We start from the raw sequence: 26,661 nt of genomic DNA, 5'->3' as shown, positions 1-26,661 counted from the left end.
CCAGGCCTGAGCCAGCGCGTCCGTACGGCCCCGGCCGTACGGCGACCGCTCAGTTGTGGCGGGCCGCCACGATCCGCTCGATCACCCGGGCCACCCCGTCGTCCTCGTTCGCCACCGTCCGGTGGGTGGTGGCGGCCAGGACGTCGGGGTGCGCGTTGGCCACCGCGTAGGACGTACCGGCCCAGCCGAGCATCGCGAGGTCGTTCGGCATGTCGCCGAAAGCGACGACCTCGGCCGCCGACACCCCGCGCTCCGCGCAGCACCGTGCCAGCGTGGTGGCCTTGCTGACCCCCGCACCACTGACCTCCAGCAGCGCGTAATGACTCGACCGGGTGATTTCGCCGTGCTTGCCCGCCACCGCGAGAGCCGTCGCCAGGAATTCGTCCGGGTCGATCGTCGGGTGCTTGGCCAGCAGTTTCAGCAGTGGCTGCGCCCGGTCCTCGGCGAGCAGCACCTCGACGGGTGCACGCGATGCGCCGTCGGGCTCGACAGCGGCGTAACCGGGCTCGCGCCGGAAGGCGTCGGCGCGCTCGACCGCGAAACTGGTGCCGGGCAGCGCGGAACGCAGCGCGTGCGCGACCGCGAGCGCGTCGTCCTCGGGCAGCGGAAAGGCCTCGATCAGCCGGTGCGCACGCAGGTCGTAGACCGCGGCACCGTTGGCGAGGATCGCCATTCCGTGTCCTGCGAGGTGTTCGGCGACCACACCCATCCACCGGGCCGGGCGCCCGGTGACGAAGAAGACCTCGATGCCGGCCGCCTCTGCGTCGGCCAGCGCGGCGATCGTACGCGGCGACACGGACCGGTCGTTGCGCAGCAACGTTCCGTCCAGGTCGGTGGCGATCAGCCGCGGCGAGGATACGGCGAAGTCGTCGTGTGCGTGGGGCTGCGAGTGCGCGCCGGAGGAACGGGACGGCCCGCCGGGGGCACCGATGGCTGAGGTCACAGAACCCATCCTCCCGTATCCGCCGCGCTCGTCCCGCACAAAGGTGCGGATCCGCGCTCAGCCGAGCCGGGTGGGCGGGGTTGCTACGCCCTCGATGTGACGTTCCGGGCCGGTCGTCGCCGCCGCGAAGAGGCGCCGTGCTGACGCGAAGGCGTACGCCGACCGGAGTGGTGCGCTGGTCCGTACTGGCGGTGAGGTCCGTGCAAGCAGCGGTGCGCGGGTCCGCAGGCGGGGTGGTGGTGCGCCGGTCCGTACGAGCACGGGCCAGCCGGTCCGCAGGCGCGATGGTGCACAGATCCGTATGAGGCCTGGTCCGCCGGCCCGCGGAAGCGGTGGTCCGCAGCTCCGGTCACGCAGTCGCCTGCCGGACGGTACGAGTCCTGGTCCGCCGCGCGGTCCGGGCGCCGGTCCGCTGGAAGGTACGAGCAACGGTTCGCCGCTCGGTCCGAGCCCTGATCCGCCGGTCCGCAGAAGCGGTGGCCGGCCGAGCCGTACGCGTACCGGTCCGCTGACCCGCACGTGCCGTGGAGCGCGCCGGGCACCGCGGTCGTCATCCGCACAGCGACCGCTCGCGGCGGCGGGCGGTGCGGTCCGCGGCGTCGTGCTGGTCGGCGGCGGCCACAGCGGCCGCTGCCGCGGCGACGGCGTCACCGAGGCCGTCCATCGACGCGGCGACACTGCGGGCGCTGGGCGACGTGCCGTGTGCCTCGGCCCTGATCCGCTGCTTCATCGTCGGCGGCAGCGAACGTCCGCGCTCGGATGACCGCTGCGCGGGCAGCAGGACCCGGCCGGCCGGAATCGGTGGCGGAGCATACCCGCCCCTCTGCGCGGCTGCCGCGCTCGCGGGGGCGGCGACGGCTTGCGCCGGTACGGTCGCGGAGTCGGCGATCCGCCCGGGCGCGGCGGCCTTCGTACGGGCCGGGGTCGCGAAGCCGAGCGCGGCGACGCACTTGATGAGCACGCTCAGGAAAGCGCCCCAGAACGCGGTGATACGGGGAGTGATAGGAGCCATGACCTCTCTCGTTTCCTTATCGGTCGAAGTGACTAATCCGATGATGAGGAAACGAGCACGGATTGTCCGGAACCGCACCCCGAGAACGCGGATTTTCCGACCAACGCCACCCGTCCGGCGTAATCCGGGCAGGTCAGCGGCCCAGACTGGCCAGACCGGTCTGCAAATCGTCCATGGACATCACCGGCCGCAGATCGACTTTCGCACCGGCGTGGAAGAAGGGTTCGAGGGCCGGCGGCATCTGCGCGCTGTCCTTCATGTCGAAGACCATGTAGCAGCACCGGTCGCCTTCGGCGGCGGTGAAGTAAGCGGACTCCGGGCGTAGATCCTCGACCATTTCCTGCATCATCTTGGACATCGTGCCGTCCGTCACCGACTGGTTCGCGGTCTCGGTGTCCATCCTCGCGCTGAGCAGCATGCGCATGGGGGTCTCCTCCATTCGGCGGCGCGCGGCCGGCGCTCTGCGCCCTGCGCACGCAAGGGAAACCCCGGTCGCGCCCCTCCTTCCAACGTCCTCCCGCCCCGGCGCGCACGCAACCGGGGCCGCTGCCCCGCCTTCCCGGAGCATCAGACCGCGGCGGGCACCCTCGGCGCGGTCCCGGGCCGGGCGAAGGCGTCGGCGGCCTGTTCGCGTTCCAGGGTGCGGCGGAAGGGGCCGTCCGCGGCGGCGAGTTCGCGGTATGTGCCGCGCTGGACGACCCGGCCCGCGTCGAGCACGACGATCTCGTCCACGGCGTCGCCCGCGAGCCCGGCCAGCCGGTGCGTGATCAGCAGCGTCGTACGGCCGTGGTCGCGCGTGGCGGCGAGAAGGTCGGCGGTCAGGGCGTCGGCGGTGGCGATGTCGAGGTGTTCGGCGGGCTCGTCCAGAATCAGGACCGGGAAGCCGGCCAGCAGCGCGCGGGCCAGCGCGAGCCGCTGCCGCATGCCGCCGGACAGCCGGGCGCCGTGCTCGCCGACGGCCGCGTCGAGGCCGAGGTCGAGACGGGCGGCGGCCAGTGCCGTGCGCAGGTCGTCGTCGGTGGCGCCGGGGCGGGCGAGCCGCAGGTTCTCCCGGACGGTGCTGTCGAAGACATGTGCGTCCTGCGCGCACAGGCCGACCAGCCGGCGTACGTCGTCGCCGTCGCACTCGTCCGCGGGCCGCCCGCCCAGGGTGTACGTCCCGGACTCGGCGTCCAGGAACCGCAGCAGTACGTGCGCCAGTGTCGTCTTGCCGGCGCCCGACGCGCCGACGACCGCGATCCGGCGACCCTCGGTGAGGGTCAGGCCAACGCCGTCGAGCGCGGCGGACGTACGGCCCGGGTGGCGGGCGGTCAGTTCGCTCACCACCAGGGGGAAGGGCGAGGCGGGCGGCGCCGCCGGATGTTCGGGCTCGCGCACCGGAAGCGGCGCGTCGAGCACGTCGCTCACCCGTTCGGCGGCCCGGCGGCTGCGCTGCCGCTGCTGGGCGGCGAGCGGCAGGCCGTTGACGGCCTCGAAAGCGGCGAGCGGTGCCAGCAGCAGCACCGCGAGCGCCACCCCCGGCAGGTCGTGCGCGGCCACCGCCCGCACCCCGACGTAGCCGCACGCCGTCACCGTCAGGCCGCCGACCAGGGTGGTCAGTCCGGCGCCCAGCGCGGTGACCGCGGCGGACCTGGCGGCGACCGCGGTGAGCGTACGGTCGGCGTCCGCGGCTTCCTGCCGCCGCCGGTCCAGCGCACCGGCGACCGTCAGCTCGGCGGTGCCGGTGAAGAGGGCCAGCACCCTGGCGGACAGCTCGCCGCGCGCCGGGGCCAGCCGTGCCTCGGTGCGGCGCGCGACGGCCGCGGCCAGCAGCGGCACGGCGACGCCGGCCACGAGCAGTCCCGCCCCGAGGACGATGCCCGCGGCGGGCAGCAGCCATCCGGCGAACGCCGCCGACACCAGCACCACCAGGCCGGCGGTGAGCGCGGGCTGCAGCCACCGCAGGTAGTGGTCCTGGACCGCGTCCACGTCCGCGACCAGCCGGGAGAGCAGGTCGCCGCGCTGCCGTTCACGCAGGCCCGCGGGCGCCAGGCGCTCCAGCCGCCGGTAGACCGCGACCCGGACACCGGCCAGCGCCCGGAAGACCGCGTCGTGCGCGACCAGGCGCTCCCCGTAGCGGAAGACCGCCCGCCCGATACCGAAGGCCCGGGTCGCGGTGACCGCCACCATCAGATAGAGCACGGGCGGCTGCTGCGAGGCCCGGCTGATCAGCCACCCCGAGGTCGCCATCAGCCCGACCGCGGACAGCAGCGCCAGCGCGCCCAGCCCGCAGGCCGCGGCGAACCGCCCGCGGAAGCCGCGTACCCGCCCGATCGCCGGCAGACCCCGCACCCCGGCGGCCCCCGCCCGAGCCGGCTGCCCCTCACCAGCCCCGGCCCCCCGGCCGGGTTCGCCGACGCCCGCAGGCCCGGCACCCCCGCCGGAGACGCCGGCCAGCGGCTCCGCACTACGACCCGAAACACCGACAGCCCCGGACCCGGCACCCCCGCCGGAGACGCCGCCGGCCAGCGGCCCCGTACTCCCGCCGGCGGCACCCGCACCCGCAGGGCCGGCGCCCGCGTCCGGCGCCGTGACGGGCGCCGACACCTGCCCGGCCGGGGCAGCCTGCCGCGCCGCCGGCAGCTCGGCCCCGCCCGCTGCGGGCGAGCCGTCCCGTACAGCCGACGCCCCGCCCGCCGCGGGCGTCAGCGCCAGCACCCGGTCGGCCAGCGGCAGAAGCGCGGGGCGGTGCGCGACCAGGATCGTCGTGCGGCCCCTGGCCAACTCCCGCAGGGTCGCGATCAGCGCCCCTTCGGTGTCGCCGTCGAGATTGGCGGTCGGCTCGTCGAGCAGCAGCAGCGGCCGGTCGGCGAGGAAGGCGCGGGCCAGCGCGATGCGCTGCCGCTGGCCCGCCGACAGCCCGGCGCCGTCCTCGCCGATGACCTCATCGGGGGCGGCGAAGCGCAGCGCACCCGCGGCGGCGAGAGCGGCGTGCAGGTCGGCGTCGGCGGCGTCGGGGCGGACCAGCCGGACGTTGTCCGCGATCGTGCCGGGGAAGAGGTGCGGGTGCTGGGGCACCCAGGCGATCTGCCGGTGCCAGGACGCCGGATCGATTGCGCCGAGGTCGGTCCCGTCGACGAGGACGCGGCCCTGCGCGGCGGGGGCGAAGCCGAGCAGGGCGCTGAGGAGTGTGGACTTGCCGATCCCGCTCGGCCCGGTCACGGCCAGCGTCTCCCCGGGCGCGAGGGTGAAGGAGGTCGGCGCCAGGGCGCCCTCGCTGCGTACCGCGAGGCCCTCGACCCGGACGGTGGCGGTCCGCAGATCGGGCGCGGGGAGGCTGCCGGGCACGGTGGCCGGCTCGGTCTCCAGCACCTCGAAGACCTGCTCCGCGGCGGCCAGCCCTTCGGCCGCCGCGTGATATTGCGCCCCGACCTGCCGCAGCGGCAGATACGCCTCGGGGGCCAGGACGAGCACGAGCAGCCCGGTCCGCAGCGACAGTTCGCCGTGCACCAGCCGCATGCCGATGTCGACGGCGACCAGCGCGACCGAGATGGTGGCGAGCAGTTCCAGCACGAAGGACGACAGGAAGGCGACCCGCAGCGTCTTCAGGGTGGCCCGGCGGTAGTCGCCGGTGATGGCGCGGATGTTGTCGGCCTGGGCCTTCGCCCGCCCGAAGACCTTGAGCGTCGGCAGCCCGGCGACCACGTCGAGGAAGTGCCCGGACAGCCTGCCCAGCAGTTGCCACTGCCGGTCCATCCGGTCCCGGGTCGCCCAGCCGACCAGCACCATGAACAGCGGGATCAGCGGGAGGGTGAGCACGATGGTGAGCGCCGAGATCCAGTCGGCGAAAAGGATGCGGGCCAGCACGACCGCAGGGACGACCGCGGCGAGCCCCAACTGCGGCAGGTAGCGCGCGAAGTAGTCGTCCAGCGCGTCGATGCCGCGGGTGGCGAGGGTGGTGAGTTCGCCGCTGCGGCGGCCGGTCAGCCAGCCGGGGCCGAGCGCGGTCGCCCGTACCAGCAGCCGGTTGCGCAGTTGCGAGGTGACCGCCGCGCCGGCCCGGTGCGCGCACAGTTCGGTCAGCCAGGCCACCAGCGCCCGGCCCACCGAGACGGCCGCCAGCCACAGCAGATCGCCGCCCAGCTGCCCGGCGCCGTCGCCGTGCTGGAAGCCGCCGACGACCAGATCGGCGATCAGCGTCGCCTGCGCGACGATCAGCCCCGCGCCCAGCAGGCCCAGCCCGACCGTGCCGGCCAGGAAGACCCGGGTGGTGCGCGCATACCGCAGCAGTCGCGGATCGACGGGTTTCACGTGGAACATCCCCTTCCGCGCCGACCGTGTTTCACGTGAAACATCAGTGCGCGCCTTCAGCGGGCCGACCCGTCGGCTGACCTGCGGCGATGTGCTGGGTGCCGATCCGCTTGCGGAAGACCCAGTAGGTCCACCCCTGGTAGAGCAGCACCAGCGGAGTGGCGACCGCAGCGCACCAGGTCATGATCCGCAGCGTGTACGGGGTCGCCGAGGCGTTGCTGACCGTCAGGCTCCAGGCGCTGTCGAGCGAGGACGGCATGACGTCGGGGAAGAGGCTCAGGAAGAACAGGGCGACCGTCGCCGCGATCGTCACCCCGGAGAAGGCGAACGACCAGCCCTCCCGCCCCGCGATGTTCGCACCCAGCGCGAGCGCGAGGGCGACGGCGGCCACGATCAGTGCCACCAGGCTGCGGCCGTTGCCGCTGTCCGCCTGCGTCCAGATCAGGAAGGCCAGCGCCAGCACCGCCGCGACCGCGCCGATCCTGGTGGCGAACGCCCGCGCCCGCTCCCGTATCGGGCCGACCGTCTTGAGCGAGGCGAAGACGGCACCGTGGAAGGTGAACAGCGCCAGCGTCACCAGACCGCCGAGCAGGGCGTAGCCGTGCAGCAGGTCCCAGAAGCCGCCGACGTATTCCTTGTGGGCGTCGATCTTCACGCCGTGCACGATGTTGGCGAAGGCGACCCCCCACAGGAACGCCGGCAGCAGCGAGGTCCAGAAGATCGCGTGCTCCCAGTTGCGCTGCCAGCGCTCGTCGTCCCGCTTGGCGCGGTATTCGAAGGCGACCCCGCGCACGATCAGGCAGACCAGGATCACCAGCAGCGGCAGGTAGAAGCCGGAGAAGAGGGTGGCGTACCAGTCGGGGAAGGCGGCGAAGGTCGCTCCTCCCGCGGTGAGCAGCCAGACCTCGTTGCCGTCCCAGACCGGGCCGATCGTGTTGATCAGCACGCGCCGCTCGGTACGGTCACGGGCCAGCAGCTTGGTCAGGACGCCGATCCCGAAGTCGAAGCCCTCCAGGAAGAAGTACCCGGTCCACAGAACGGCTATCAGGACGAACCAGACGTCGTGCAGATGCATGATCTCTCCTCCTGCCGCTCAGTACGAGAAGGCCATCGGGCGGTCGTCGGCGTCCGTGCCGCCGCTGTCACCGCCGATACGGGTGGGGGACCGGCGGTCCTCGTCGGTCAGTTCCGGCGGGCCGGCCTTGGCGTACTTCAACAGCAGCCGGACCTCGATGACGGCGAGGACGGCGTAGAGGCCGGTGAAGACGATCAGCGAGGTCAGCACCTCCCCGGTGGACACCCCTGGGCTGACCGCGTCCCGGGTGCGCAGCACTCCGTAGACGACCCAGGGCTGGCGGCCGGTCTCGGTGAAGATCCAGCCCCAGGAGTTGGCGAGCAGCGGGAAGACCATGGTGAGCAGTGCCAGCCGCCAGTACCAGCGGGACAGTCCGGGGCCGAACCGGGTCTTCCTGGTGAGCATCAGGTTCGGCACCTCGTCCTCGCCGGTCCGGTGCTCGGGCGCCACCCACAGGCGGCGCCGGGTGAGCCACAGCCCCGCCGCGCCGACCCCGATCGAGACCACACCGAAGCCGATCATCCAGCGGAAGCCCCAGTAGGCGACCGGGATGTTCGGCCGGTAGTCGCCGGGGCCGAACTTCTGCTGCTCGGCCTTGTTCACATCGTTGATGCCGCCGACGTAGGAGGTGAAGTTGTCGGTGGCGAGGAAGGACAGCAGATTGGGGATGTCGATCGCGACCTCGTTGTGGCCCTTGCTGACGTCACCGACCGCGAAGATCGAGAAGGGCGCGCCCTTCTGCCCGTCCCACAGCGCCTCCGCCGCGGCCATCTTCATCGGCTGCTGCTTGAACATCACCTTGCCGAGCGTGTCCCCGCTGATCGCGGTGAGCGCGCCGGCCACCACCGCGACCACCAGGGCCAGCCGCAGCGACGAGCGCATCACGGCGATGTGCTGCTTGCGGGCCAGGTGGTAGGCGGCAATACCGATCATGAAGGCGGCGCCGGTCAGGAAGGCCGCGGACATGGTGTGGAAGAACTGCGCGAGCGCGGTGTTCTGGGTCAGCACCGCCCAGAAGTCGGTGAGTTCGGCCCGCTTGGTCTTCGGGTTGTAGCGGTAGCCGACCGGGTGCTGCATCCAGGAGTTGGCCGCCAGGATGAAGTACGCCGACAGCACCGTTCCGATCGAGACCATCCATATGCAGGCCAGATGGATCTTCTTCGGCAGCTTGTCCCAGCCGAAGATCCACAGCCCGATGAAGGTCGATTCGAAGAAGAAGGCGATCAGCGCCTCGAAGGCGAGCGGGGCGCCGAATATGTCGCCGACGAAGCGGGAGTAGTCCGACCAGTTCATGCCGAACTGGAACTCCTGGACGATGCCTGTCACCACACCCATGGCGATGTTGATCAGGAAGAGCTTGCCCCAGAACTTGGTCGCCCGGAGGTACTTGTCCTTGGACGTACGCACCCAGGCGGTCTGCAGGCCCGCGGTGAGCGCGGAGAGCGAGATCGTCAGGGGGACGAAGAGGAAGTGGTAGACGGTCGTCACGCCGAACTGCCACCTGGCGACGTTCAGTGGCTCCAGTGCGAGCTGCACGATACGTCTCCTTTTGCGTCGCGCTTGTGAACGTGAACTCATTCACAAGCAGTATCGCGCACATGTGTTCGCCCCCTGCCACCGGGGGGTGGTCAGGGGGCGAATCCGCAGGTCGGAGCCGCTGCGGCCGGGTCGGTGAGGGCCGGGGGAGTACCGGATCCCGGGCCCGGTCAGATCTCCTTGCGGAAGGCAGCGGCGGTCCGCAGCAGCAGATCGTTCGCCGGGGTCTCGCCGACCGTGATCCGGACGCCCTCGCCGGGGAACGGCCGCACCGTCGTACCCGCCCGCTCACAGGCCGCCGCGAAGTCCGCCGTGCGCTCCCCCAGCCGCAGCCAGACGAAGTTGGCCTGGGTCTCCGGAACCGTCCAGCCCTGCGCGGTCAGCTCGCCGACCACCCGGGACCGCTCGGCGACCAGGCCCGCGACCCGTTCGAGCAGCGCGGGCTCGGCCCGCAGGCTCGCCACCGCCGCGTCCTGGCCCAGCTGGCTCACCCCGAAGGGCACCGCGGTCTTGCGCAGCGCGGCAGCCACCGGCTCGTGCGCGATGGCGAAACCGACCCGCAGCCCCGCCAGGCCGTACGCCTTGGAGAAGGTCCGCAGGACGGCCACATTGGGCCGCTCCCGGTAGAGGTCCGTGCCGTCGGGCACCTCGGGGTCGGTGTTGAACTCGCGGTAGGCCTCGTCGAGCACCACCAGCACATCGCCCGGCACCCGGTCCAGGAAGCGCTCCAGCGCGGCCTTGCGCACCACGGTGCCGGTGGGGTTGTTCGGGTTGCAGACGAAGATCAGCCGGGTCCGCTCGGTGACCGCGTCGGCCATCGCGTCCAGATCGTGCCGCTCGGCGGCGTCCAGCGCCACCTGCACCGCCCGCGCACCGCTGATCCGGGTGATGATCGGATAGGCCTCGAAGGACCTCCAGGCGTATATGACCTCATCGCCCGGGCCCGAGGTCGCCTGCAGCAGTTGCTGCGCCACACCCACGGACCCCGTGCCGGTCGCCACATGCGCGGCCGGCACCCCGAAGCGCGCCGCCAGCTCGGCGGTCAGCTCGGAGCAGGCCATGTCCGGATAACGATTGAAGGACGCCGCAGCCGCGGTGGCCGCCTCCAGGACACCCGGCAGCGGCGGGTACGGATTCTCGTTGGAGGACAGCTTGAAAGCGGGTGCGCCCTCCTCCGCGGCCGGCGGCCGTCCCGGCTTGTAGGTGGGAATACCGTCCAGTTCCACGCGCAGCTTGGGGGTCTCGGGGCTCATGGCCACACCCTACGAGGACCGCGCCGACCTGGGGAGTGCGGTGCGCCACAGCGGCCGGCGGCGCTTCCGGCGCGCGGGCGCGGACGGCTCCCGGCGGCTCCCCGCGGGGTGGCGCGAAACCGCCTCGTGGCCGCTCCGCGTTCTTGTGCCGAGGGCGGCGCCCCCACCATGCTCCGGTGGCGCGCCGGGTGGCGCGCATCCCTCGTAGGGGTGACTTGCCGCCACAGGTTCCATTGGGCCATTGGTCCACGGATCGCCGTGCTTGCGCCCGTATCTCCTGAACTCCCGCCCTGCCGTCTGCATATTCCACATTGCATAACGTTTTCGATCATGCAGAAACCTTCCTTCTCGGTGTCCAGCAGGGTGGCGGCCGAGCGGGCCAAGGCCGCCCTAATATCGGCACGCCATGACAGCAGCAGGGAATCACCAGGCGAGCCGGCCCGTCGGACGCCGGCTGGAGCGGGCGGGGATCAGGGATGTCGCCGCTGCCGCCGGCGTCTCGATCACGACTGTCTCCGACGCGCTCAACGGCAAGGGCCGACTGCCCGACGCCACCCGACGCCATGTCCGTGAGGTCGCCGACCGGTTGGGCTACCGCCCCTCCGCCGCCGCCCGCACGCTGCGCACCGGCAGGTCCGGCCTCATCGGCCTGACGGTGACGACATACGGCGAAGAACCGTTCACCTTCACCGAATTCGCGTACTTCGCGGAGATGGCAAGGGCCGCCACCTCCGCCGCGCTTGCCCGCGGCTACGCCCTGGTCATCCTGCCCGCCTCCTCACGGCACGACGTGTGGGGCAATGTGGCGCTGGACGGCACGGTCGTCGTCGACCCCTCGGACCAGGACCCGGTCGTCACCGAACTCGTCCGGCAGGGCGTGCCGGTGGTCAGCGACGGCCGCCCGGCCGGCAGCCTGCCGGTGCACGCCTGGGTGGACAACGACCACGAGGAGGCCGTACTCGGCATCCTCGACCACCTCGCGGCCGCCGGGGCGCGCCGGATCGGCCTGCTCACCGGCACCAGCACCGACACGTACACCCGGCTGTCGACCACCGCGTATCTGGAGTGGTGCGAGCGCATCGGCCAGGAACCGGTCTACGAGGCCTACCCCGCGCACGATCCCTGTGCGGGCGCCGTCGCCGCGGACCGCTTACTCGCACGGCCCGACCGGCCCGACGCCGTCTACGGTCTCTTCGACCCCAACGGCACCGACCTGCTCGCCGCCGCCCGCCGCTACGGTCTGCGGGTGCCCGACGACCTGCTGCTGGTGTGCTGCAGCGAGAGCACCGGCTACGCCGCCACCGAGCCGCCGATCACCACGTTGTCGCTCAAACCGCGCCGGATCGGCACCGCGGTCGTGCAGTTGCTCATCGACGCCATCGAGGGGGTCGGCCCGGCCCAGCCGGTGCAGCAGGTGATGCCGACCGAGCTGATCATCCGCACCTCCTCGCAGCGCCGCGCGCACCGCACCACCGTCAGCCCGCCGCGCGGTCCGGCCCGTGGGGAGGGTTAAGGTCCAAGGACGGCGGTCCGGACCGGGCCGCACTGCGGCGACGCGCGGTACCGTCCATCGTCAGGCCTTCGTATTGCCATGGTGGCTACGGGGTGTTTTGTCTGTACCGTGCGAAAACCAGCTGCCCGGGTATGTCACAACGCGACAGCGTCATTCCTATGATGGGCGGATGGCGGCGCGATCGTGGAGGGGTCGATGACTCAGGGGGCAGGTCAGGGGGCCGAGCCCGGGACCGCGGACAGCTGGCGTCCCGAGGCGGCTTTTGAACGCGCGGCAGGTTACGAGCACGCGTTGGGCATCCCGCCCGCGCCCGCGTTCGAGCAGGCCGCGGGCACGGCGGACGCCGCACGGTACGAAGCGGCCGCCGCGTACGGGCACGAACCGGCGGGCGCCGGCTACGAGCACCCGCGGGAGGCGGCCGGCGGTTACGGCCATGAGCACCAGCCTGCCGCGGGCTACGGGCAGCAGAGCACGATCGGCGGCTACCCGGCGCCGGCTCCCGTCCCGGCCTTCGACAGCGCGCCGCCCGCGCCCGTGCACGCCCCGACGGTGCCCGCCCCGCCCCGGCCGTACGAACCGACCGAGCCCGACACGCAGCTGGTCCCCACCGACTACACCCCCACAGAACGCGACCTGCCGGTGATCGCCGCCCCGTCGCAGACGGCGGCGGAGCGGGCGGAGCGCCCCGGTCCGCTGTACGTCGTCGGCGATGTGCACGGCTATCTCGACGAGTTGCTGGCGGCGCTCGGCGAACGCGGCCTGGTGGACGGCGAGGGCCACTGGTCGGCGGGCAGCGCGCGGCTGTGGTTCCTCGGCGACTTCACCGACCGCGGCCCGGACGGCATCGGCGTGATCGAACTGGTCATGCAGCTGTCCGCGGAGGCCGCAGCGGCTGGCGGATACTGCCGCGCCCTGATGGGCAATCACGAACTGCTGCTGCTCGGCGCCCACCGCTTCGGCGACACGCCCGTCAATTCCGTGGGCGGCACCGCCTCCTTCCTCGCCGCCTGGCGCCTCAACGGCGGCCAGCCCTCCGACATGGAGCGCCTCGAGGACCGGCATCTGACCTGGATCTCCCGGCTGGACGCCGCCCACCTCACCGACGACCATCTACTGGTGCACTCCGACACCACCGCGTATCTGGACTACGGCAGCAGCATCGAGGAGATGAACGACGCGATCACCGGCGTGCTCCAGCGCAATGACGCCGACGAATGCTGGGACCTGTTCCGCAAGCTCACCAAGCGCTTCGCCTTCCGCGGGGACGACGGCCCGCAGGCCGCCCGCGAAATCCTCGGCACCTACGGCGGACGGCGGGTGGTGCACGGGCACAGCCCGATCCCCTACCTGCTGGGCGAGGCCGGGGAGGCGCCGCAGGACGGCGAGGAGCGCGGCCACACGGTGAGCGGTCCGATGGTCTACGCGGACAGTCTCGCCGTGGCAATGGACGGCGGCGTCACCATGGAAGGCCGCCTACTGGTTGCCCAACTCCCGCTGATTGGCTAACCTCCACATTTCCTGGTTGCACCCTGTTTCGGTCTGACCTCCCCGCTCTACCATCGCTTTATCCGTAGGCACACCGCTCTCCGCGCATCCGGCCGGTCGAGCCCGTTCCCGTGACGGAACACCGGCCTCGCTCGGGGAGTCGGAGCATCGGGGGATGCACATGACCACCGCTCCACACCTGCTCAACGAAGACCGCCCTGATTTCGAGCACGTTCTGGACGAGGCCCTGCGTATCGTCCTGGACGAGGAGGAAGCCCGGGGTCCCGGACGGCCGGACGGCGCCATGGGCGACGGCCTGCCGCTGAACGCCGAGCAGTTGCGCACCCTTGCGCTGGCCGCAGCCGAGCCGATCAGCGGGCGGGCCGCCGCCGAGTACGACGTCTACCGCACGCTCCGCGCGCAGACGCGGGAAGCGGTGCGCGAGGCGGCGCGGTCCCGCGACAGCAGGGCGTTCGGCTATGCCGCCATGGGCGTCGCTGACGGTGCGGGTTCCGGCGCGGGGCTGGCCGCCGTCATCGCCGTCCTGACACCGCTGCTCGCCGGAGCCGCGGCGCTGATCTTCCTGGTGATCGGCTACTCGATGGACGCGGTGGATCCGCAGCCCGCCATCGCCGCACCGCTGCGCACGGCGGGCTGGTTCTTCGCCGCGGTCGCCGCCGCGTCGATCCTGCTCGGCGCGATCGGGCTGCTGCTGACCGCGCTGCGGGACGGCTCCAGCGCCATCCACGACTCGCCCGACGGGATGCCCCCTGAGGTGCTGCAGGCCCGCGAGACGTGGCATCAGGCGCTGCTCGACCGCGGGCTGCTGCCCTTCCTCGACGCCGCGCTGAACGACACCTCGATCCCTGCCGCGCCGTCCGTCGCGCCCTCCGTGCCGCGGATTCCGCGCCTGGGCTATTCGAGCCCCGACTACTCCTCGCCGCAGGACACGGAGCCGCGGACGTCCGCGCCGCGTTTCAGCAGTCCGGATTTCAGCAGCCCCGACTTCGGCAGTCCGGATTTCAGCAGCCCGGATTTCGGCGGGCCCGGCCGCGGACCGGAATGACCTCACCCTGGTGACGCCGTTCCGGCCGCGGCAATGTGCGGCGGTTTGCACGGCGACGTCTGCGCCCCCTTCTGGGGCGACGTCCGGGGCCGCGTCCGCCGGAGTGAGGCCGAGCCCCCCGGTTGGCCGACCCCGGTCGCGCCCGGCGTGTGACGTTGTTTGACTCATCCCGTACCTGGTCAGACGGGAGAAGCCCATGCGCGTCCGCCGTACGCTCGCCGCCCTGTGCTCGATCGTCCCGCTGGTGTGGGCGGCCACGGGCTGCTCGGACACCTCGGGCGGCCGGATCACCGCCACCCGCGGCGCGGACTTCACCCAGAGCATCGTCAATCCGGTGCAGGGGAAATGCCAGGAACTGGCGCCGCTCGGGGTGGACGAGGTCATGAACGGCACCGGCATCGACATCGTCCTGCACAAGGGCCCGCACTGCACCGACCCGGCCGGCCGGCCCAGCTCCTACCTGGCGTCGACCTTCTCCGCCAACGCCGTCGTGGCCCTCGGCCTGTGGCGCAGCTTCTCCACGGTCGGCTGGCCCCCGCCCGTCCCACCCACCTGAGCCCTGGCCGCCGCTGAGGCCCCGCGCCCCTGACGCCCGCTCAACCGGCGTGCCCGAGGGGCGCAGGACGCGCCACGAACCACCGTGTCCCCGGACCCCGCCCGCGTGCCCTTGGACAGTTGGAGCGTAGGCCGTGTACCTGAGAGAGCGAGCGGACATTCAGGGAGCTACCTGGCTGTGGGTAGCCGTGCCACTTGCGCGCTTGCGTTCCAGGACCACGATCGGGCAGTTCAACGCTTCGGCGATCTTCGCCAGATTCGCAGGAGTGGCGCTGCGCCAGCCGGACTCGACCTCTCCCATCAACTGCTCCGAGATGCCCACCACCTCGGCGAGCCGCCGCTTCGTCAGACCGCTCTTCTCGCGCGCCCAGGTCACCGCTTCCGGCTCCTGGTTCAGCCTGCGCGGACGCTCCCGCCGACGCCCGCCCCTCACCACAGCGGCAATCTCCCCGCGCCCGTCGTCGGCTGCGCATTCGGCCCACAGGATCTTCCCGACCCCCTCACGACCGCTCACCCCCCTCAAGTAGCAGGGCCTATCGCCCTCGCCTGTCCATGGAAGCAACCGCATCAGCCCACCACCCACCCGGGCGAACGGTCGATAAACTCGCGCATGCGCGACGCTCCTATTCAGCGTTGGGCCATGCCCCCGGACCGTTCACGCGGTCGCGGGGGTCCTTGTCACCAAGACCTTTGCGTCGCCTACTCACCGTTCCCATCCGATGGCGCTATGGGAGCGTCCTATATTGGAGCTATGGGGGAAACTCCCGAGATCCTTTGGTCCCACCCGCAGTTGGCCGCAGCAATCGCCCGCGATGACTGGGGCACCGTCTTCCGCACGTACCGCAGGCTCACCGGGCTGAGCCAGAGCAAGCTGGGCGAACGAGTCGGCCTCGTGCAGCCCGACGTCTCCGACATCGAGCGCGGACGCCGCCGCGTCACCTCCGTCGAGGTGCAGCAGCGCATCATCGCGGGACTCGGCATCCCCCGCGCACTCCAGGAAGCCGGAGCCAAGACGACGGCGGGCCAAGCTCCCGTCCCGGGCCTGGCTCTGCCCAGTGCCATGCCGGACGGCGACCTGATGCTGCGCGTGGCGGGCGCGGTGGACAGCTCGCGCCGCGTGGATACCGCCACCCTCGATTGGCTCGACCGCTTACTCGCCGAGCACCGCCGAGCCGAAGACCGGATCGGCTCACGCCCGCTCGTCGGCGTGATGCGCCAGCAGCTCGATACCGTGGTGGACCTGTACGCCGGAGCACGCGGCCCGCTCGCCGACCGGGTCGTACGACTGGCCGCAGAGCACGCGCAGTTCCTCGCGTGGATGGCACAGGACCAGGACGACACCGCCGCCGCCCTGGCCTGGTACGACCGCTCCCACGAATGGGCGCTGGAGGCCGGAGACGCCAACATGGCCGCCACCACGCTCAACATGAAGGCCCACATGGCGTGGTCCAAAGGCCGCGCGGACCGGTGCGTACGCCTCGCGGAAGCATCCCGCTGGTCCGCCCCGGGCACATCGCTGGGTGTCCAGGGCCACGCCGTGCAGATGGCGGCCCGCGGCCACGCATTGGGCGGGGAGGGCGACGACGCCCGCCGCCTGCTGGACGAGGCGCAGGAGATCATCAGCCGCGCCGCCGAACATCCCGAGGACGAACCCGTCTGGATGTATTTCTACGACGAGACGTGGTTCACCCTCCAGCGCGGCATGGCCGCCATGCACCTCCGCGACTGGCAGACGGCCGTCGACCACCTCACGGTCGGACTCGACGCACTGCCGGACGACTACCGCCGCGACAAGACCTGGTACCGCACCTGCCTCGCCCACGCCCTCGCCGCGTCCGGCGAATCAGCCCGCGCGGCCACGGTGGCCGTGGCAAGCGTCCCCGACGCCGCAGACATCGGCCGCCCCCACTCCTGGAACGAACTCCACACCACCGCCGCCGTCCTCATGCGCCAAGGAGCAAAGGAAGGCCGCCTCCTGGTCGCCCTCCTGAGAGAGCACGACTGAGCGCCGCCGAACCGGCTGCATACGCAGCCAGCCCAGCGGCGTTCCCGTTCTGGTATCAGTCGGCCAGCGGCAGATAGACGCGGTTGCCTGCGGCGGCGAACTCTGCGGACTTCGCCAGCATGCCCGCCTCGATCTCGGCGTCCGACGCCGCTGAGGCCAAGTCAGGGGCGAACTGCTCTGTGATGCTTTTACTGATTTTCATCGAGCAGAATTTCGGGCCGCACATCGAGCAGAAGTGCGCGGTCTTCGCCGGCTCGGCCGGCAGCGTCTCGTCATGGAAGGCGCGGGCGGTGTCCGGGTCGAGGGCCAGGTTGAACTGGTCCTCCCAGCGGAATTCGAAGCGGGCGTCGGACAGGGCGTCGTCCCAGGCCTGGGCGTCCTGGTGGCCCTTGGCCAGGTCGGCGGCGTGGGCGGCGATCTTGTAGGTGATCACGCCGGTCTTGACGTCGTCGCGGTCGGGCAGGCCGAGGTGTTCCTTGGGGGTGACGTAGCAGAGCATCGCGGTGCCCCACCAGGCGATCATCGCGGCCCCGATGCCCGAGGTGATGTGGTCGTAGGCGGGCGCGATGTCGGTGGTCAGCGGGCCGAGGGTGTAGAACGGGGCCTCTTCGCAGATCTCCTGCTGGAGGTCGATGTTCTCCTTGATCTTGTGCATCGGGACATGGCCCGGGCCCTCGATCATGGTCTGCACCTGGTGGCGCTTGGCGATGGTGTTCAGCTCGCCGAGGGTGTGCAGCTCGGCGAACTGCGCCTCGTCGTTGGCGTCGGCGATGGAGCCGGGGCGCAGGCCGTCGCCGAGGGAATAGGTGACGTCGTAGGCGGCGAGGATGTCGCACAGCTCGGCGAAGTTCTCGTAGAGGAAGCTCTCCTTGTGGTGGGCCAGGCACCACGCCGCCATGATCGAGCCGCCGCGCGAGACGATGCCGGTCTTGCGGCGGGCGGTGAGCGGCACATGGCGCAGCAGGACGCCGGCGTGCACGGTCATGTAGTCGACGCCCTGTTCCGCCTGCTCGATGACGGTGTCCTTGTAGATCTCCCAGGTCAGTTCCTCGGCGCGGCCTTCGACCTTTTCCAGCGCCTGGTAGAGCGGGACGGTGCCGATGGGGACGGGGGAGTTGCGCAGCACCCATTCGCGGGTGGTGTGGATGTTGCGCCCGGTGGACAGGTCCATGACCGTGTCGGCGCCCCAGCGGGTGGCCCAGGTCATCTTCTCCACCTCCTCCTCGATGGAGGAAGTGACCGCGGAATTGCCGATGTTCGCGTTGACCTTCACCAGGAACCGCTTGCCGATGATCATCGGCTCGATCTCCGGGTGGTTGACGTTCGCCGGCAGCACGGCCCGGCCGGCGGCGATCTCCTCGCGCACGGTCTGCGGCGGGACGTTCTCTCGCAGGGCGGCGTATTCCATCTCCGGGGTGATCTCGCCGCGTCTGGCGTAGGCGAGTTGGGTGACCGGCTGCCCGCCGCGGGCGCGCCGGGGGAGCCGTGGGCGGCCGGGGAAGACCGCGTCCAGATTCCGCAGGCCCCTGCGGGGCGAGGTGTGCTTGATGCCGTCGTCCTCGGGGCGGACCGGGCGGCCCGCGTACTCCTCCGTGTCGCCGCGGCTGATGATCCAGTTCTCCCGGACCGGGGCGAGGCCCCGCCGGACATCGGTCTGCACCGACGGGTCGGTGTAGGGGCCCGATGTGTCGTACAGCGTCACATCGCTCCCGTTGGTGAGGTGCACCTGGCGGACCGGGACCGCCATGTCCGGCCGTGACCCGGTGAGATACGCCTTGTGCCAGCCGATTTCGCGCGTGCGTGCGTCCTGCGTGGTCATGAGACCTACTCCCTACGCCGGCATTACCCGGTAACAGGTTCGGCGGTCGGCGCAGCTGTCGCGTCGGCGTCGGCACCTCGTCGGTACCGCGTCCGCTTCGGCTTTCAGCGCCCTCTCAGCCCGGTGCTCCGAGCTCCCGCGTGTGCAAAGGTGGCCCCAACGGTAGCGGCTGGATGCGTACGGGCACCAGGGCCCTCGCGGTGAACGGCCCGCGGACTCCCCCGTCGGGCACGCGAACCGCCGGCCGTACGGACGGACGCTGCGGCGCCGTACACACGATCGCCGCCGGTGGCGGGGCCACCGGCGGCGTACGGGGTGAACGGGCGGGAGATCGCCGCGACCGTCACCAATCGCGCTTCGAGGACTTCGACGAACCGCCGGACGTGACGCGCTTCACGACCAGGACCAGCGCCCCGACCAGGACCACGAACACGATCACCTTGAACAGCAGGCCGATCACAAAGCTCACCAGGGCGGCGACCAGCGAGCCGAAGACCACCAGCGCGATGACCGGGATGGCGACCCATTTGACCCACCACGGCAGGCCCCTCAGCAGCTTGTCCATGACGCCTGACTCTCCTTCGTCCCCGCACCGGGTCGGTCCGGCGGCTTTTCCGCCGATACTTCGACTGTAGGGCTACTTCTGCCCGCGGTGGGGGCCGCGGACGCCGGATCCGACCCTGATCGCACCCTTAGGGTTCCGGCGGGGAGAAGACCACCACGACCCTGAGGTCCTCGGTGATGTGGTGGAAGCGGTGCGGTGTGCCGGCCGGCACATAGACGACGCTGCCGCGCGCGACGGTCGTCGTCTCCTCACCCACCGTGATCGCGGCCCGGCCGCTGACCACCAGGTAGATCTCGTCCTGAGCGTGCGGCTGCTGCGGGTCGGCCTCCCCCGCCTTGAGTGCGTACAGCCCGGCCGACATAGTGCGCTCCTTGAGAAAGCGCAGGTAGGCGCCATCGTTCGCGGCCCGTTCCGCGTCCAGGTCATCCAGCCGGAACACCTTCATCGCTACTCCTCCGCTGCGGTCGGGCTACGGTTCTGCACCGTCTCTTGCCCTGCCCATCAGGTCTGCGACGATCACACCATGAAGAATTTCCTCGTCAAAACCCTGGCGAACGCCGCCGCCCTCGGCATCGCCACCTGGGTGATCAAGGACATCACCCTGACCGGTGACTCCACGTCACGAAAAGTGCTCAGCCTGATATTGGTCGCGCTGGTCTTCGGCGTCGTGAACTGGCTGGTGAAGCCGATCGTCAAGGTGCTGTCCTTCCCGCTGTTCATCCTCACCCTGGGGCTGATCACGCTGGTGGTGAACGCCCTGATGCTGCTGCTGACGTCGTGGCTGGCCGGCAAGCTGAGCCTGGACTTCCACGTGGAGGGCTTCTGGACCGCGGTGGTCGGCGCTCTGATCATCAGCATCGTGTCCTGGGCACTGCACGTCGTCCTGCCGGACGACGAGTGAGCGGCGGGCAGGGGGGCACGGACGTCCCCGCGGGGCCGGGGAACGCCGGGGACCAAGGGCACGGCGGGGACCAAGGGCACGGCGGGGACCAGGGGCACGGCGGCGGTCCGGGCGACAGCACGCGCAGCGTGCACGCCGGGCGGCCGCCGGCGAGGGCGTACGAGCCGTCGCTGCCGGGTCCGGTCTTCGTCTCGCACTACCACCTGCCCGGCGAGGCGGCCGGCCCTTACCTCTACGGCCGGGACGACAATCCGACCTGGGAGCGGCTGGAGCAGGCGATCTCGGAGCTGGAGGCGCCGGGCGACGCGGCGGTCGGCACCGCGGTCTTCGCCTCGGGCATGGCGGCCGTCGCGGCGGTGCTGCTGTCGCAGGTGAAGGCCGGGCAGACGGTCGTACTGCCGTCGGACAGCTACCAGACCACGCGCGCGCTGCGCGAGCGTCTGGAGTCCTACGGCGTGACGGTACGGCTCGCGCCGACCGCGGGTGACGCGCAGCTGGCGGCGGTCGAGGGCGCCTCGCTGGTGTGGCTGGAGACGCCGTCGAATCCGGGCCTCGACGTGTGCGACATCCGGCGGCTGGCGGACGCGGCCCATGCGGCGGGCGCGCTGGTCGCCGTCGACAACACCCTTGCCACGCCGCTAGGGCAGCGGCCGCTCTCGCTCGGCGCGGACTTCTCGGTGGCCAGCGGCACCAAGGCGCTCGGCGGCCACGGCGACCTGCTGCTGGGCTACGTGAGCACCAGGGACGCGGACCTGGCCGCAGGTGTGCGGTTCTGGCGCAAAACGGTCGGCGCGGTCCCCGGGCCGATGGAGGCCTGGCTCGCGCACCGGTCGATCGCGACCTTCGCCCTGCGGGTGGACCGGCAGGCGACGAATGCCGTGGCTCTTGCGACGGCGTTGCTCAAACGCCCCGAAGTGACCGATCTCCGGCACCCGGGGCTGCCGACCGACCCCTCGCACGCGGTGGCCGCCCGGCAGATGCGCCGCTTCGGCAGTGTGGTGTCCTTCACCCTGCCCGACCGGGCGCACGCGGAACGCTTCCTGGCCGCGCTGCGGATGACGGCGGAGGCCACCAGCTTCGGCAGCATCCAGAGCACCGCCGAGCGCCGGGCCCGCTGGGGCGGCGACGCCGTACCGCCCGGCTTCATCCGCTTCTCGGTGGGCATCGAGGACCCGGACGACATCGTGGCCGATGTGCTGGGCGCGCTGGACGCGGCGGCTCCCCCGTCATGACCGCGACGGTCCGCTCGCCCCGTCCTTCGGGCTCCGTGGGCGCTCCGCCCGCTCCGCCCGGTCCGCCCGGGGCCTTACGGGCCGCGGCGGATCCGCGCCGGACACGGGCCGGGCGCGCGTGGTCACCGGCCGCGTACGGCCCGGCCGAACGTTCCGATTGACGGCCGCCGGCACGTTTGCCCCCGGGCCGTCCGCGGCAGATCTCAGGCATGCCCCCGGATCCGCATTCCAGCCCCGCCACCCGCCCGGTGGTCAAGCGCACTGCCCGCGCCCTGGTATTCGACGGTGACCAGCTCGTCCTGATCAAGCGCACCAAGCCCGGCATCGCACCGTACTGGGTCACGCCCGGCGGCGGTGTCGAGGACGACGACGCCGGTGTCGTCGCGGCCCTGCACCGCGAGATCGACGAGGAGCTGGGCGCCAAGATCACCGATGTGGTGCCCGCCTTCGTCGACACCGTCGAGCACATCGCGGACGACGGTTCGCACGGCGTGAAGGTGCAGTTCTTCTTCGCCTGCCGGCTGGAGTCGATGGACCTCGGCCTGCGGCACGGTCCCGAGGTGGACGACCCCTGCGGGGAGTACGAAGTGGTGCGGGTGCCGTTCAGCAGGATGGGCATCGCCTCGGTCGGCATCGTGCCGCTGACCCTGCGGCACTACCTGGACGCGAACATCGAGGGCGTGCTCGGACTGCTCGGCCCCGAGATGGGCTGAGACCCGGCACACGGCCCCGCGATAGGTCCGCTGCGGGATCGTCCCGTAGCGGACCTATTTTGCTACCCTCGGCGTATGACCCCGGACACCGCTGCCGCACCCGCACAGGCCGCCGGCACCACCGACGTGTCGTACCTGCTGCAGCACACCGCCCATGTGCTGACCACCCAGATGACGGCCGCCCTCGCCGAGATCGGCATGTCGCCGCGGGCGCACTGCGTGCTGGCGCACGCCGCGCAGACCGAGCGGACGCAGGCGCAGCTCGCCGAGCTGTCGGACCTGGACAAGACCACGATGGTGGTGACCGTCGACCAGTTGGAGCGCGCCGGGCTCGCCGAGCGGGTGCCGTCGGCGACCGACCGAAGGGCGCGGATCATCCGGGTCACCGCGGCGGGCGCGGAGGTGGTGGCCGCGGGTCAGGAGATCGTGGACCGGGTGCACGGGAATGTGCTGGGCGCGCTGCCGGAGCCGGAGCGCTCGGCCTTCGTCGCGGCGCTGAATCGGCTGGTCACCGGGCACCTGGCGGTGCCGGCCGACTCCCCCGAGGGCGTCCAGGGCGCGCGTCGGCCACGACAGGCCCGTCAGTGATCGGGCAGTCGGGGTAGTGAGCTGTCGACCCGGGAGCGAACGGGGAGCCCGGGCAGCCCGGCGGCAAGTAAGCCCGTAATAGATAGTCTCTAACAAAACCTTCTGCTACGGTCGGTCCTGGCAATCCATCCGCCAGGAGGCGACCTCATGCCACTGTCTTCCCGTTCCCGCGGCGCCGCCCTCGCCGTGCTCAGCGCGGGCACCCTGATGATCATCCTGGACGGCACGATCGTGACCGTCGCCCTGCCGTCCATCCAGCGCGACCTGGGCTTTTCCCAGTCCGCACTGGCCTGGGTGGTGAACGCCTACCTCATCGCCTTCGGCGGCCTGCTGCTGCTGTCGGGCAGGATCGGCGACCTCATCGGCCGCCGCCGCGTCCTGATCGGCGGGCTGGCCGCCTTCACCGCCGCCTCGCTCGCCTGCGGCCTCGCCGACTCCGCTGGGCTGCTGATCGCGGCCCGCTTCGTCCAGGGCGCCGCAGGGGCCATGGTCTCGGCGGTCAGCCTGGGCATGGTGATCGCCCTCTACCCCGACCCGCGCGGACGCGGCCGGGCCATGGGCGTCTACAGCTTCGTGCAGTCCGCGGGCGGGGTGCTCGGGCTGCTGGCCGGCGGCGTCCTCACCCAGGCCGTCAACTGGCACTGGATCTTCTTCGTCAATCTGCCGATCGGCGTCGGCGCCGCCCTTCTCAGCCTGCGCCTGCTGCCCGACGACCGGCCCGCCACGGGTTCCGGAAGCCCGGTACGCGGCGCCGACACGCCCGGCGCGCTCCTGGTCACCGCGGCCCTGATGCTGGGCGTCTACACCATCGTCGGCACCGCCGACCACGGCTGGACGTCGGCCTCCACCGCCGTCCTCGGCGCCGTGACGCTGGCGCTGCTGGCCGGCTTCCTGGTCCGGCAGGCCCGGGCCGCGCACCCGCTGATGCCGCTGCGGCTCTTCCGCTCCCGGCTGGTGACCGGCGCCAACCTCGTGCAGGCGCTGATGGTGGCCGGCGGCTTCGGCTTCCAGTTCATGGTCACCCTCTACCTCCAGCGGGTGCAGGGCTACGACCCGCTGCACATCGGCCTGGCCATCGCGCCCACCGGGCTGGTCATCGGCGTGATGTCGCTCGCGCTGTCGGCCAGGCTGGGCGCCCGCTTCGGCGAGCGGGCGGTGCTGCTGCCCAGCCTCGCGCTCTTCGCCTGCGGCTTCCTGCTGCTGGCCCGGGTGCCCGCGGGGCATGCCTCCTACGCCGGCGACATCCTTCCGGCGACGCTGGTCTTCGGGGTCGCCTTCGGACTGGCGATGCCGGCCCTGATGACCCTCGGCATGTCCGACGCCACACCCGCCGACTCCGGCCTGATCTCGGGCGTCTTCAACACCGCCCAGCAGATCGGCGCCGCGCTCGGCCTGGCCGTGCTCGCCGCGCTGGCCAGCGCCCGCACAGACCGTCTGACGGCGGCCGGCCACCCGCTGCCCGCCGCCCTGACCGGCGGCTACCACCTGGCCTTCCTGGTCGCCGCGGGACTGCTCGCCGTGGCGACCGTGGCGGCTGCGGTGCTGCTCCGCGCGCCGGTACGCAGCGGGGCGCCCGCGGCGGTCTCCGGGGCGAGGGACTCCGCTGCCGCGGACGGCCGGAGCGCCGAAGGGATCAGTGCCAGCCGGGGAAACCGCCCGGCAGCGGAGCCGAAGGATCGTAGGGCTCGCGCGTGAAGACGAAGGACCCGAGGTCGAGATGGCTGACCGAGCCGTCCGTCCCGCGGACCACCCGCAGCGTCTCGCCCGCGTAATAGCCCTCGCGACCGGTCCAGGTCCCGTCGTGTTCCACGTGGAACCGTGTGGCACGGCCCTGGCCGGTCAGCGGCGTGAGGCGCGGGCCGCCGTCGGCGTCGATCCGTAGCGCGAAGGCCTGAGGACCCCAGTACCAGGGGCCCGCCAGCTCCAGCAGATCACGGTCGAGCGCGTCGGCGGGGCGCCAGGCGGCCGGCAGGCCCGGCTCAGCGTCGGCGGTGATCGCCAGCAGGTCGGCGGCGATGGCGGCGACCGCGGGTCCGGAGGTCGCGTTGGCCAGGGCGATCGCGCCGACACCGTCCTCGGCGCTCACCCAGACCGTGGCCAGGAAACCGGGCATCGAACCCGTATGACCGGCCAGCAGCCGTCCCCCGCGCCGGCTCAGCTGCAACCCCAGCCCGTAGCCGCCGTCCGGGTCCGCGGCCTCGGGCGGCGCGGCGGGCTGCCGCATCTCCTCCAGCGTCGCCACGCTCAGCACGCCGTCGCGACCGGCCGTCAGGAACGCCACCCAGCGCGCCAGATCGGCCGCGGTCGACCACAGCTGCCCGGCCGGTGCCATCCGCCCGGTGTCCGCCACGGTCTCGGGCCGCATCACATCCGCCCACGGGTGGACGGCGAACCCGCCCGCGGCCGGGGCCTGCGGCAGCAGCGTCGTCCGCGCCATGCCCAGCGGATCGAGGATCTCGGCCCGCAGCGCCTCGCCCCACGGCACCCCGCGCACCTGCTCCACCAGGGCGCCGAGCAGGGCGAACCCGGGGTTGGAGTAGTGGTAGCGGCGGCCCGCCCGGTGCTTGACCGGGTCGGCGCCGAGCAGATCCGCCAGCTCGGGCCGCAGCGCGCCCGGGGTGCGCTCCCACCAGGGCGGCGGGGTCTCCGACGCGAGGCCCGAGGTGTGGCTGAGCAGCTGGCCCACGGTCAGCCGTCCGGCCGCCCGCAGCCCGGCCGCGTCGAGCCCGACCTGGCCGGCCTCGGTGACGGCCTGGCCCGCGCCGCCCGGCCGCGCCGCCGTCTCCGGCAGATGGCGGCTCAGCGGGTCGCCCAGGTCCAGCAGCCCTTCGTCCCGCAGCCGCATCACCTGCACCGCGACGAAGGACTTGGTGATCGAGCCGATGCGGTACTGCGTGTCGGCGTCGGGCGCGTGGCCCTCGATCATGCTGCGCGAGCCGCACCACACCAGCGCGCCGTCCCGCACCACCGCTCCCACCAGGGAAGGGGTGCGCCCCTCGCGCTGCCCCACCGCCACCCGGTGCAGCAGGGCCCGCCGGGTGGCGGGCAGCAGTTCGCCGGCGCTCCCCGGCCCGCCGCCGTGTCCGGTCCCCGCCCCGCTGTCCACGGTCACCCGCACCCGCCCTTCCGCCGTCGTCTCTGCGAGCGGGCGTCAGGCCCGCGCGTCATTACGGTAGTCGGCGGGGCCGAAGCGCACCGCCACGATCGACATCCGCATCGACCGCACACCGGGCAGCAGATGCGAGACCGGGGCGATCGCGTACAGGCCGCGCCCGCGCGGCAGCGGCAGGCTGCGGACCTCGACGATCCGCGGCGAGGCGGAGGCGACCTTGCGGTATTCCCCGGTGTCCATGCCCCATTGCCAGCGCGGGGCGCGATAGCCGCCGGAGGTGTCCATGCCGCCGGCCTGGTTGCGGGCGACCATCGCCCGCGGGAGCGCGTCGAAGAGGAAGGACCCGCCGGGGAAGCGCTCCGCGCAGGCGGCGATCAGCCGCCTGACCTCGCGCGGCGGCAGGTACATCAGCAGGCCCTGCGCGGTGACCAGCACATCCTGTGGCCGCGTGCCGGGGCCGATGTCGTCCATCCAGCGCAGGTCGAGCGCCGAGCAGGCGACCGTTCGGCGGCGCGGCGGGGCGTCGGGCAGCAGCTTCTCGCGTACCGCCACCGTCTCGGGCAGATCCACCGTCAGCCAGTGCGCCCGGCCGTCGTCCACCCGCCAGAACTGGGTCTCCAGGCCTTCGCCGAGTGCCACCACCGTGCCGCCCGGGTGCGCGGCGAGGAAGCGCCGCACCTCCCTGTCGAGGCAGGCGATCCGCAGGGCGTGCCACTGGGCCATGCCGTCGCCGCCGAAGCGTTCGAAGGGGTAGTCGATCCGCTCGACCAGTTCCACCGCCCGGGGGTCGTCGAGCAGCCGGCGACCGGGGCGGCCGGCCTCCACCGACCGCTGGTAGAGGTTCCACAGCAGCGTCTCGGGGACGCCCTCCAGTTCGACCGTGATCCGGCCCGCTTCCCTGTCCTCGTCCATCCCTCCAGGCTCCCATCCGGGTGGGCGCGTGTGCGGGACGGGAGCGCTCCCGGGTCAACTGCCCGTCAAAGTAAGCGGTTTCACCG

23 protein-coding genes are annotated in these 26,661 nt (G+C 72.1%); 10 read left to right on the top strand and 13 right to left on the bottom strand.

The features are described from left to right. Nucleotides 1–49: 49 nt before the first annotated feature. From OHA86_RS19310 to hisC, 7 genes are all read right to left on the bottom strand, one after another. Nucleotides 50–952 carry an HAD family hydrolase gene (locus OHA86_RS19310; protein WP_329177024.1) on the bottom strand — a complete coding sequence of 301 codons (903 nt, stop codon included), beginning with the start codon at nt 950–952 and terminating at the stop codon, nt 50–52. A 541-nt stretch (nt 953–1,493) separates the two neighbouring features. Beyond that, entirely contained in the window at nt 1,494–1,955 is a 462-nt protein-coding gene (locus OHA86_RS19305) for a DUF6344 domain-containing protein (RefSeq protein ID WP_329177022.1), read from the bottom strand. A gap of 133 nt (nt 1,956–2,088) precedes the next feature. Next, nucleotides 2,089–2,379, bottom strand: coding sequence for a hypothetical protein (locus OHA86_RS19300; RefSeq protein ID WP_329177021.1), 291 nt, complete (start codon nt 2,377–2,379; stop codon nt 2,089–2,091). A 143-nt stretch (nt 2,380–2,522) separates the two neighbouring features. Continuing rightward, the gene (cydD, locus tag OHA86_RS19295; RefSeq protein WP_329177019.1) at nt 2,523–6,254 is read right to left on the bottom strand and encodes a thiol reductant ABC exporter subunit CydD; all 3,732 of its coding nucleotides are present in this window, start codon (nt 6,252–6,254) and stop codon (nt 2,523–2,525) included. A 34-nt stretch (nt 6,255–6,288) separates the two neighbouring features. Then, nucleotides 6,289–7,320, bottom strand: coding sequence for a cytochrome d ubiquinol oxidase subunit II (cydB, locus tag OHA86_RS19290; protein WP_329177018.1), 1,032 nt, complete (start codon nt 7,318–7,320; stop codon nt 6,289–6,291). Between the two features lie 18 nt (nt 7,321–7,338). After that, nucleotides 7,339–8,856, bottom strand: a complete 1,518-nt coding sequence (locus OHA86_RS19285; RefSeq protein ID WP_329177016.1) for a cytochrome ubiquinol oxidase subunit I — start codon at nt 8,854–8,856, stop codon at nt 7,339–7,341. Between the two features lie 170 nt (nt 8,857–9,026). Continuing rightward, entirely contained in the window at nt 9,027–10,109 is a 1,083-nt protein-coding gene (gene hisC / locus OHA86_RS19280; protein WP_329177015.1) for a histidinol-phosphate transaminase, read from the bottom strand. Nucleotides 10,110–10,515: 406 nt separating this feature from the next. Between hisC and OHA86_RS19275 the strand changes: the two genes are divergently transcribed. From OHA86_RS19275 to OHA86_RS19260, 4 genes are all read left to right on the top strand, one after another. After that, nucleotides 10,516–11,622, top strand: a complete 1,107-nt coding sequence (locus OHA86_RS19275) for a LacI family DNA-binding transcriptional regulator (protein WP_329177014.1) — start codon at nt 10,516–10,518, stop codon at nt 11,620–11,622. 195 nt (nt 11,623–11,817) lie between these two features. Next, nucleotides 11,818–13,128, top strand: coding sequence for a metallophosphoesterase (locus tag OHA86_RS19270; RefSeq protein ID WP_329177012.1), 1,311 nt, complete (start codon nt 11,818–11,820; stop codon nt 13,126–13,128). 160 nt (nt 13,129–13,288) lie between these two features. Then, nucleotides 13,289–14,173 (top strand): hypothetical protein, encoded by an 885-nt coding sequence (locus OHA86_RS19265; RefSeq protein ID WP_329177010.1) that lies wholly within the window; start codon nt 13,289–13,291, stop codon nt 14,171–14,173. 196 nt (nt 14,174–14,369) lie between these two features. Beyond that, entirely contained in the window at nt 14,370–14,729 is a 360-nt protein-coding gene (locus tag OHA86_RS19260; protein WP_329177008.1) for a hypothetical protein, read from the top strand. Between the two features lie 159 nt (nt 14,730–14,888). Here OHA86_RS19260 and OHA86_RS19255 read toward each other — a convergent pair whose 3' ends face one another. Further along, on the bottom strand, nt 14,889–15,242 hold the full coding sequence (locus tag OHA86_RS19255; RefSeq protein WP_329177006.1) for a helix-turn-helix domain-containing protein: 354 nt from the start codon (nt 15,240–15,242) through the stop codon (nt 14,889–14,891). 237 nt (nt 15,243–15,479) lie between these two features. Here OHA86_RS19255 and OHA86_RS19250 point away from each other — a divergent pair, with 237 nt between their 5' ends. Continuing rightward, nucleotides 15,480–16,733: a helix-turn-helix domain-containing protein gene (locus OHA86_RS19250; protein WP_329177005.1), complete on the top strand. Its 1,254-nt coding sequence runs from the start codon at nt 15,480–15,482 to the stop codon at nt 16,731–16,733. Nucleotides 16,734–16,788: 55 nt separating this feature from the next. Here OHA86_RS19250 and thiC read toward each other — a convergent pair whose 3' ends face one another. From thiC to OHA86_RS19235, 3 genes are all read right to left on the bottom strand, one after another. Beyond that, nucleotides 16,789–18,552: a phosphomethylpyrimidine synthase ThiC gene (gene thiC / locus OHA86_RS19245; protein ID WP_329177003.1), complete on the bottom strand. Its 1,764-nt coding sequence runs from the start codon at nt 18,550–18,552 to the stop codon at nt 16,789–16,791. A 343-nt stretch (nt 18,553–18,895) separates the two neighbouring features. Then, on the bottom strand, nt 18,896–19,117 hold the full coding sequence (locus OHA86_RS19240) for a DUF5326 family protein (RefSeq protein WP_329177001.1): 222 nt from the start codon (nt 19,115–19,117) through the stop codon (nt 18,896–18,898). Nucleotides 19,118–19,244: 127 nt separating this feature from the next. Beyond that, nucleotides 19,245–19,562: a cupin domain-containing protein gene (locus tag OHA86_RS19235; RefSeq protein WP_329176999.1), complete on the bottom strand. Its 318-nt coding sequence runs from the start codon at nt 19,560–19,562 to the stop codon at nt 19,245–19,247. A 78-nt stretch (nt 19,563–19,640) separates the two neighbouring features. Between OHA86_RS19235 and OHA86_RS19230 the strand changes: the two genes are divergently transcribed. The 5 genes from OHA86_RS19230 to OHA86_RS19210 all read left to right on the top strand — a co-directional run bounded on the left by OHA86_RS19230 (nt 19,641) and on the right by OHA86_RS19210 (nt 24,246). Then, entirely contained in the window at nt 19,641–20,018 is a 378-nt protein-coding gene (locus tag OHA86_RS19230; RefSeq protein ID WP_329176997.1) for a phage holin family protein, read from the top strand. Further along, nucleotides 20,015–21,250 (top strand): cystathionine gamma-lyase, encoded by a 1,236-nt coding sequence (locus tag OHA86_RS19225; RefSeq protein ID WP_443071767.1) that lies wholly within the window; start codon nt 20,015–20,017, stop codon nt 21,248–21,250. The genes OHA86_RS19230 and OHA86_RS19225 overlap by 4 nt, the downstream gene beginning before the upstream one ends. 209 nt (nt 21,251–21,459) lie before the next feature. After that, the gene (locus OHA86_RS19220) at nt 21,460–21,963 is read left to right on the top strand and encodes an NUDIX hydrolase (protein WP_329176996.1); all 504 of its coding nucleotides are present in this window, start codon (nt 21,460–21,462) and stop codon (nt 21,961–21,963) included. Nucleotides 21,964–22,038: 75 nt separating this feature from the next. Further along, complete coding sequence (locus OHA86_RS19215; RefSeq protein WP_329176994.1) at nt 22,039–22,551, top strand: MarR family winged helix-turn-helix transcriptional regulator; 513 nt, start codon at nt 22,039–22,041, stop codon at nt 22,549–22,551. Between the two features lie 147 nt (nt 22,552–22,698). Further along, the gene (locus OHA86_RS19210) at nt 22,699–24,246 is read left to right on the top strand and encodes a DHA2 family efflux MFS transporter permease subunit (protein ID WP_329176992.1); all 1,548 of its coding nucleotides are present in this window, start codon (nt 22,699–22,701) and stop codon (nt 24,244–24,246) included. Here the strand turns inward: OHA86_RS19210 and OHA86_RS19205 are convergent. Continuing rightward, nucleotides 24,185–25,657, bottom strand: a complete 1,473-nt coding sequence (locus OHA86_RS19205; protein WP_443071998.1) for a serine hydrolase domain-containing protein — start codon at nt 25,655–25,657, stop codon at nt 24,185–24,187. The genes OHA86_RS19210 and OHA86_RS19205 overlap by 62 nt on opposite strands. Before the next feature lie 45 nt (nt 25,658–25,702). Next, a complete protein-coding gene (locus OHA86_RS19200; protein WP_329176990.1) occupies nt 25,703–26,575 on the bottom strand; it encodes a class I SAM-dependent methyltransferase in 873 nt (290 codons plus the stop codon). Between the last annotated feature and the right edge of the window lie 86 nt (nt 26,576–26,661).

Source organism: Streptomyces sp. NBC_01477, from assembly GCF_036227245.1.
Taxonomy (GTDB): domain Bacteria; phylum Actinomycetota; class Actinomycetes; order Streptomycetales; family Streptomycetaceae; genus Actinacidiphila.
Note: the sequence above shows the minus strand (reverse complement) of the source record. Positions and strands in the feature narration are given on the sequence as shown.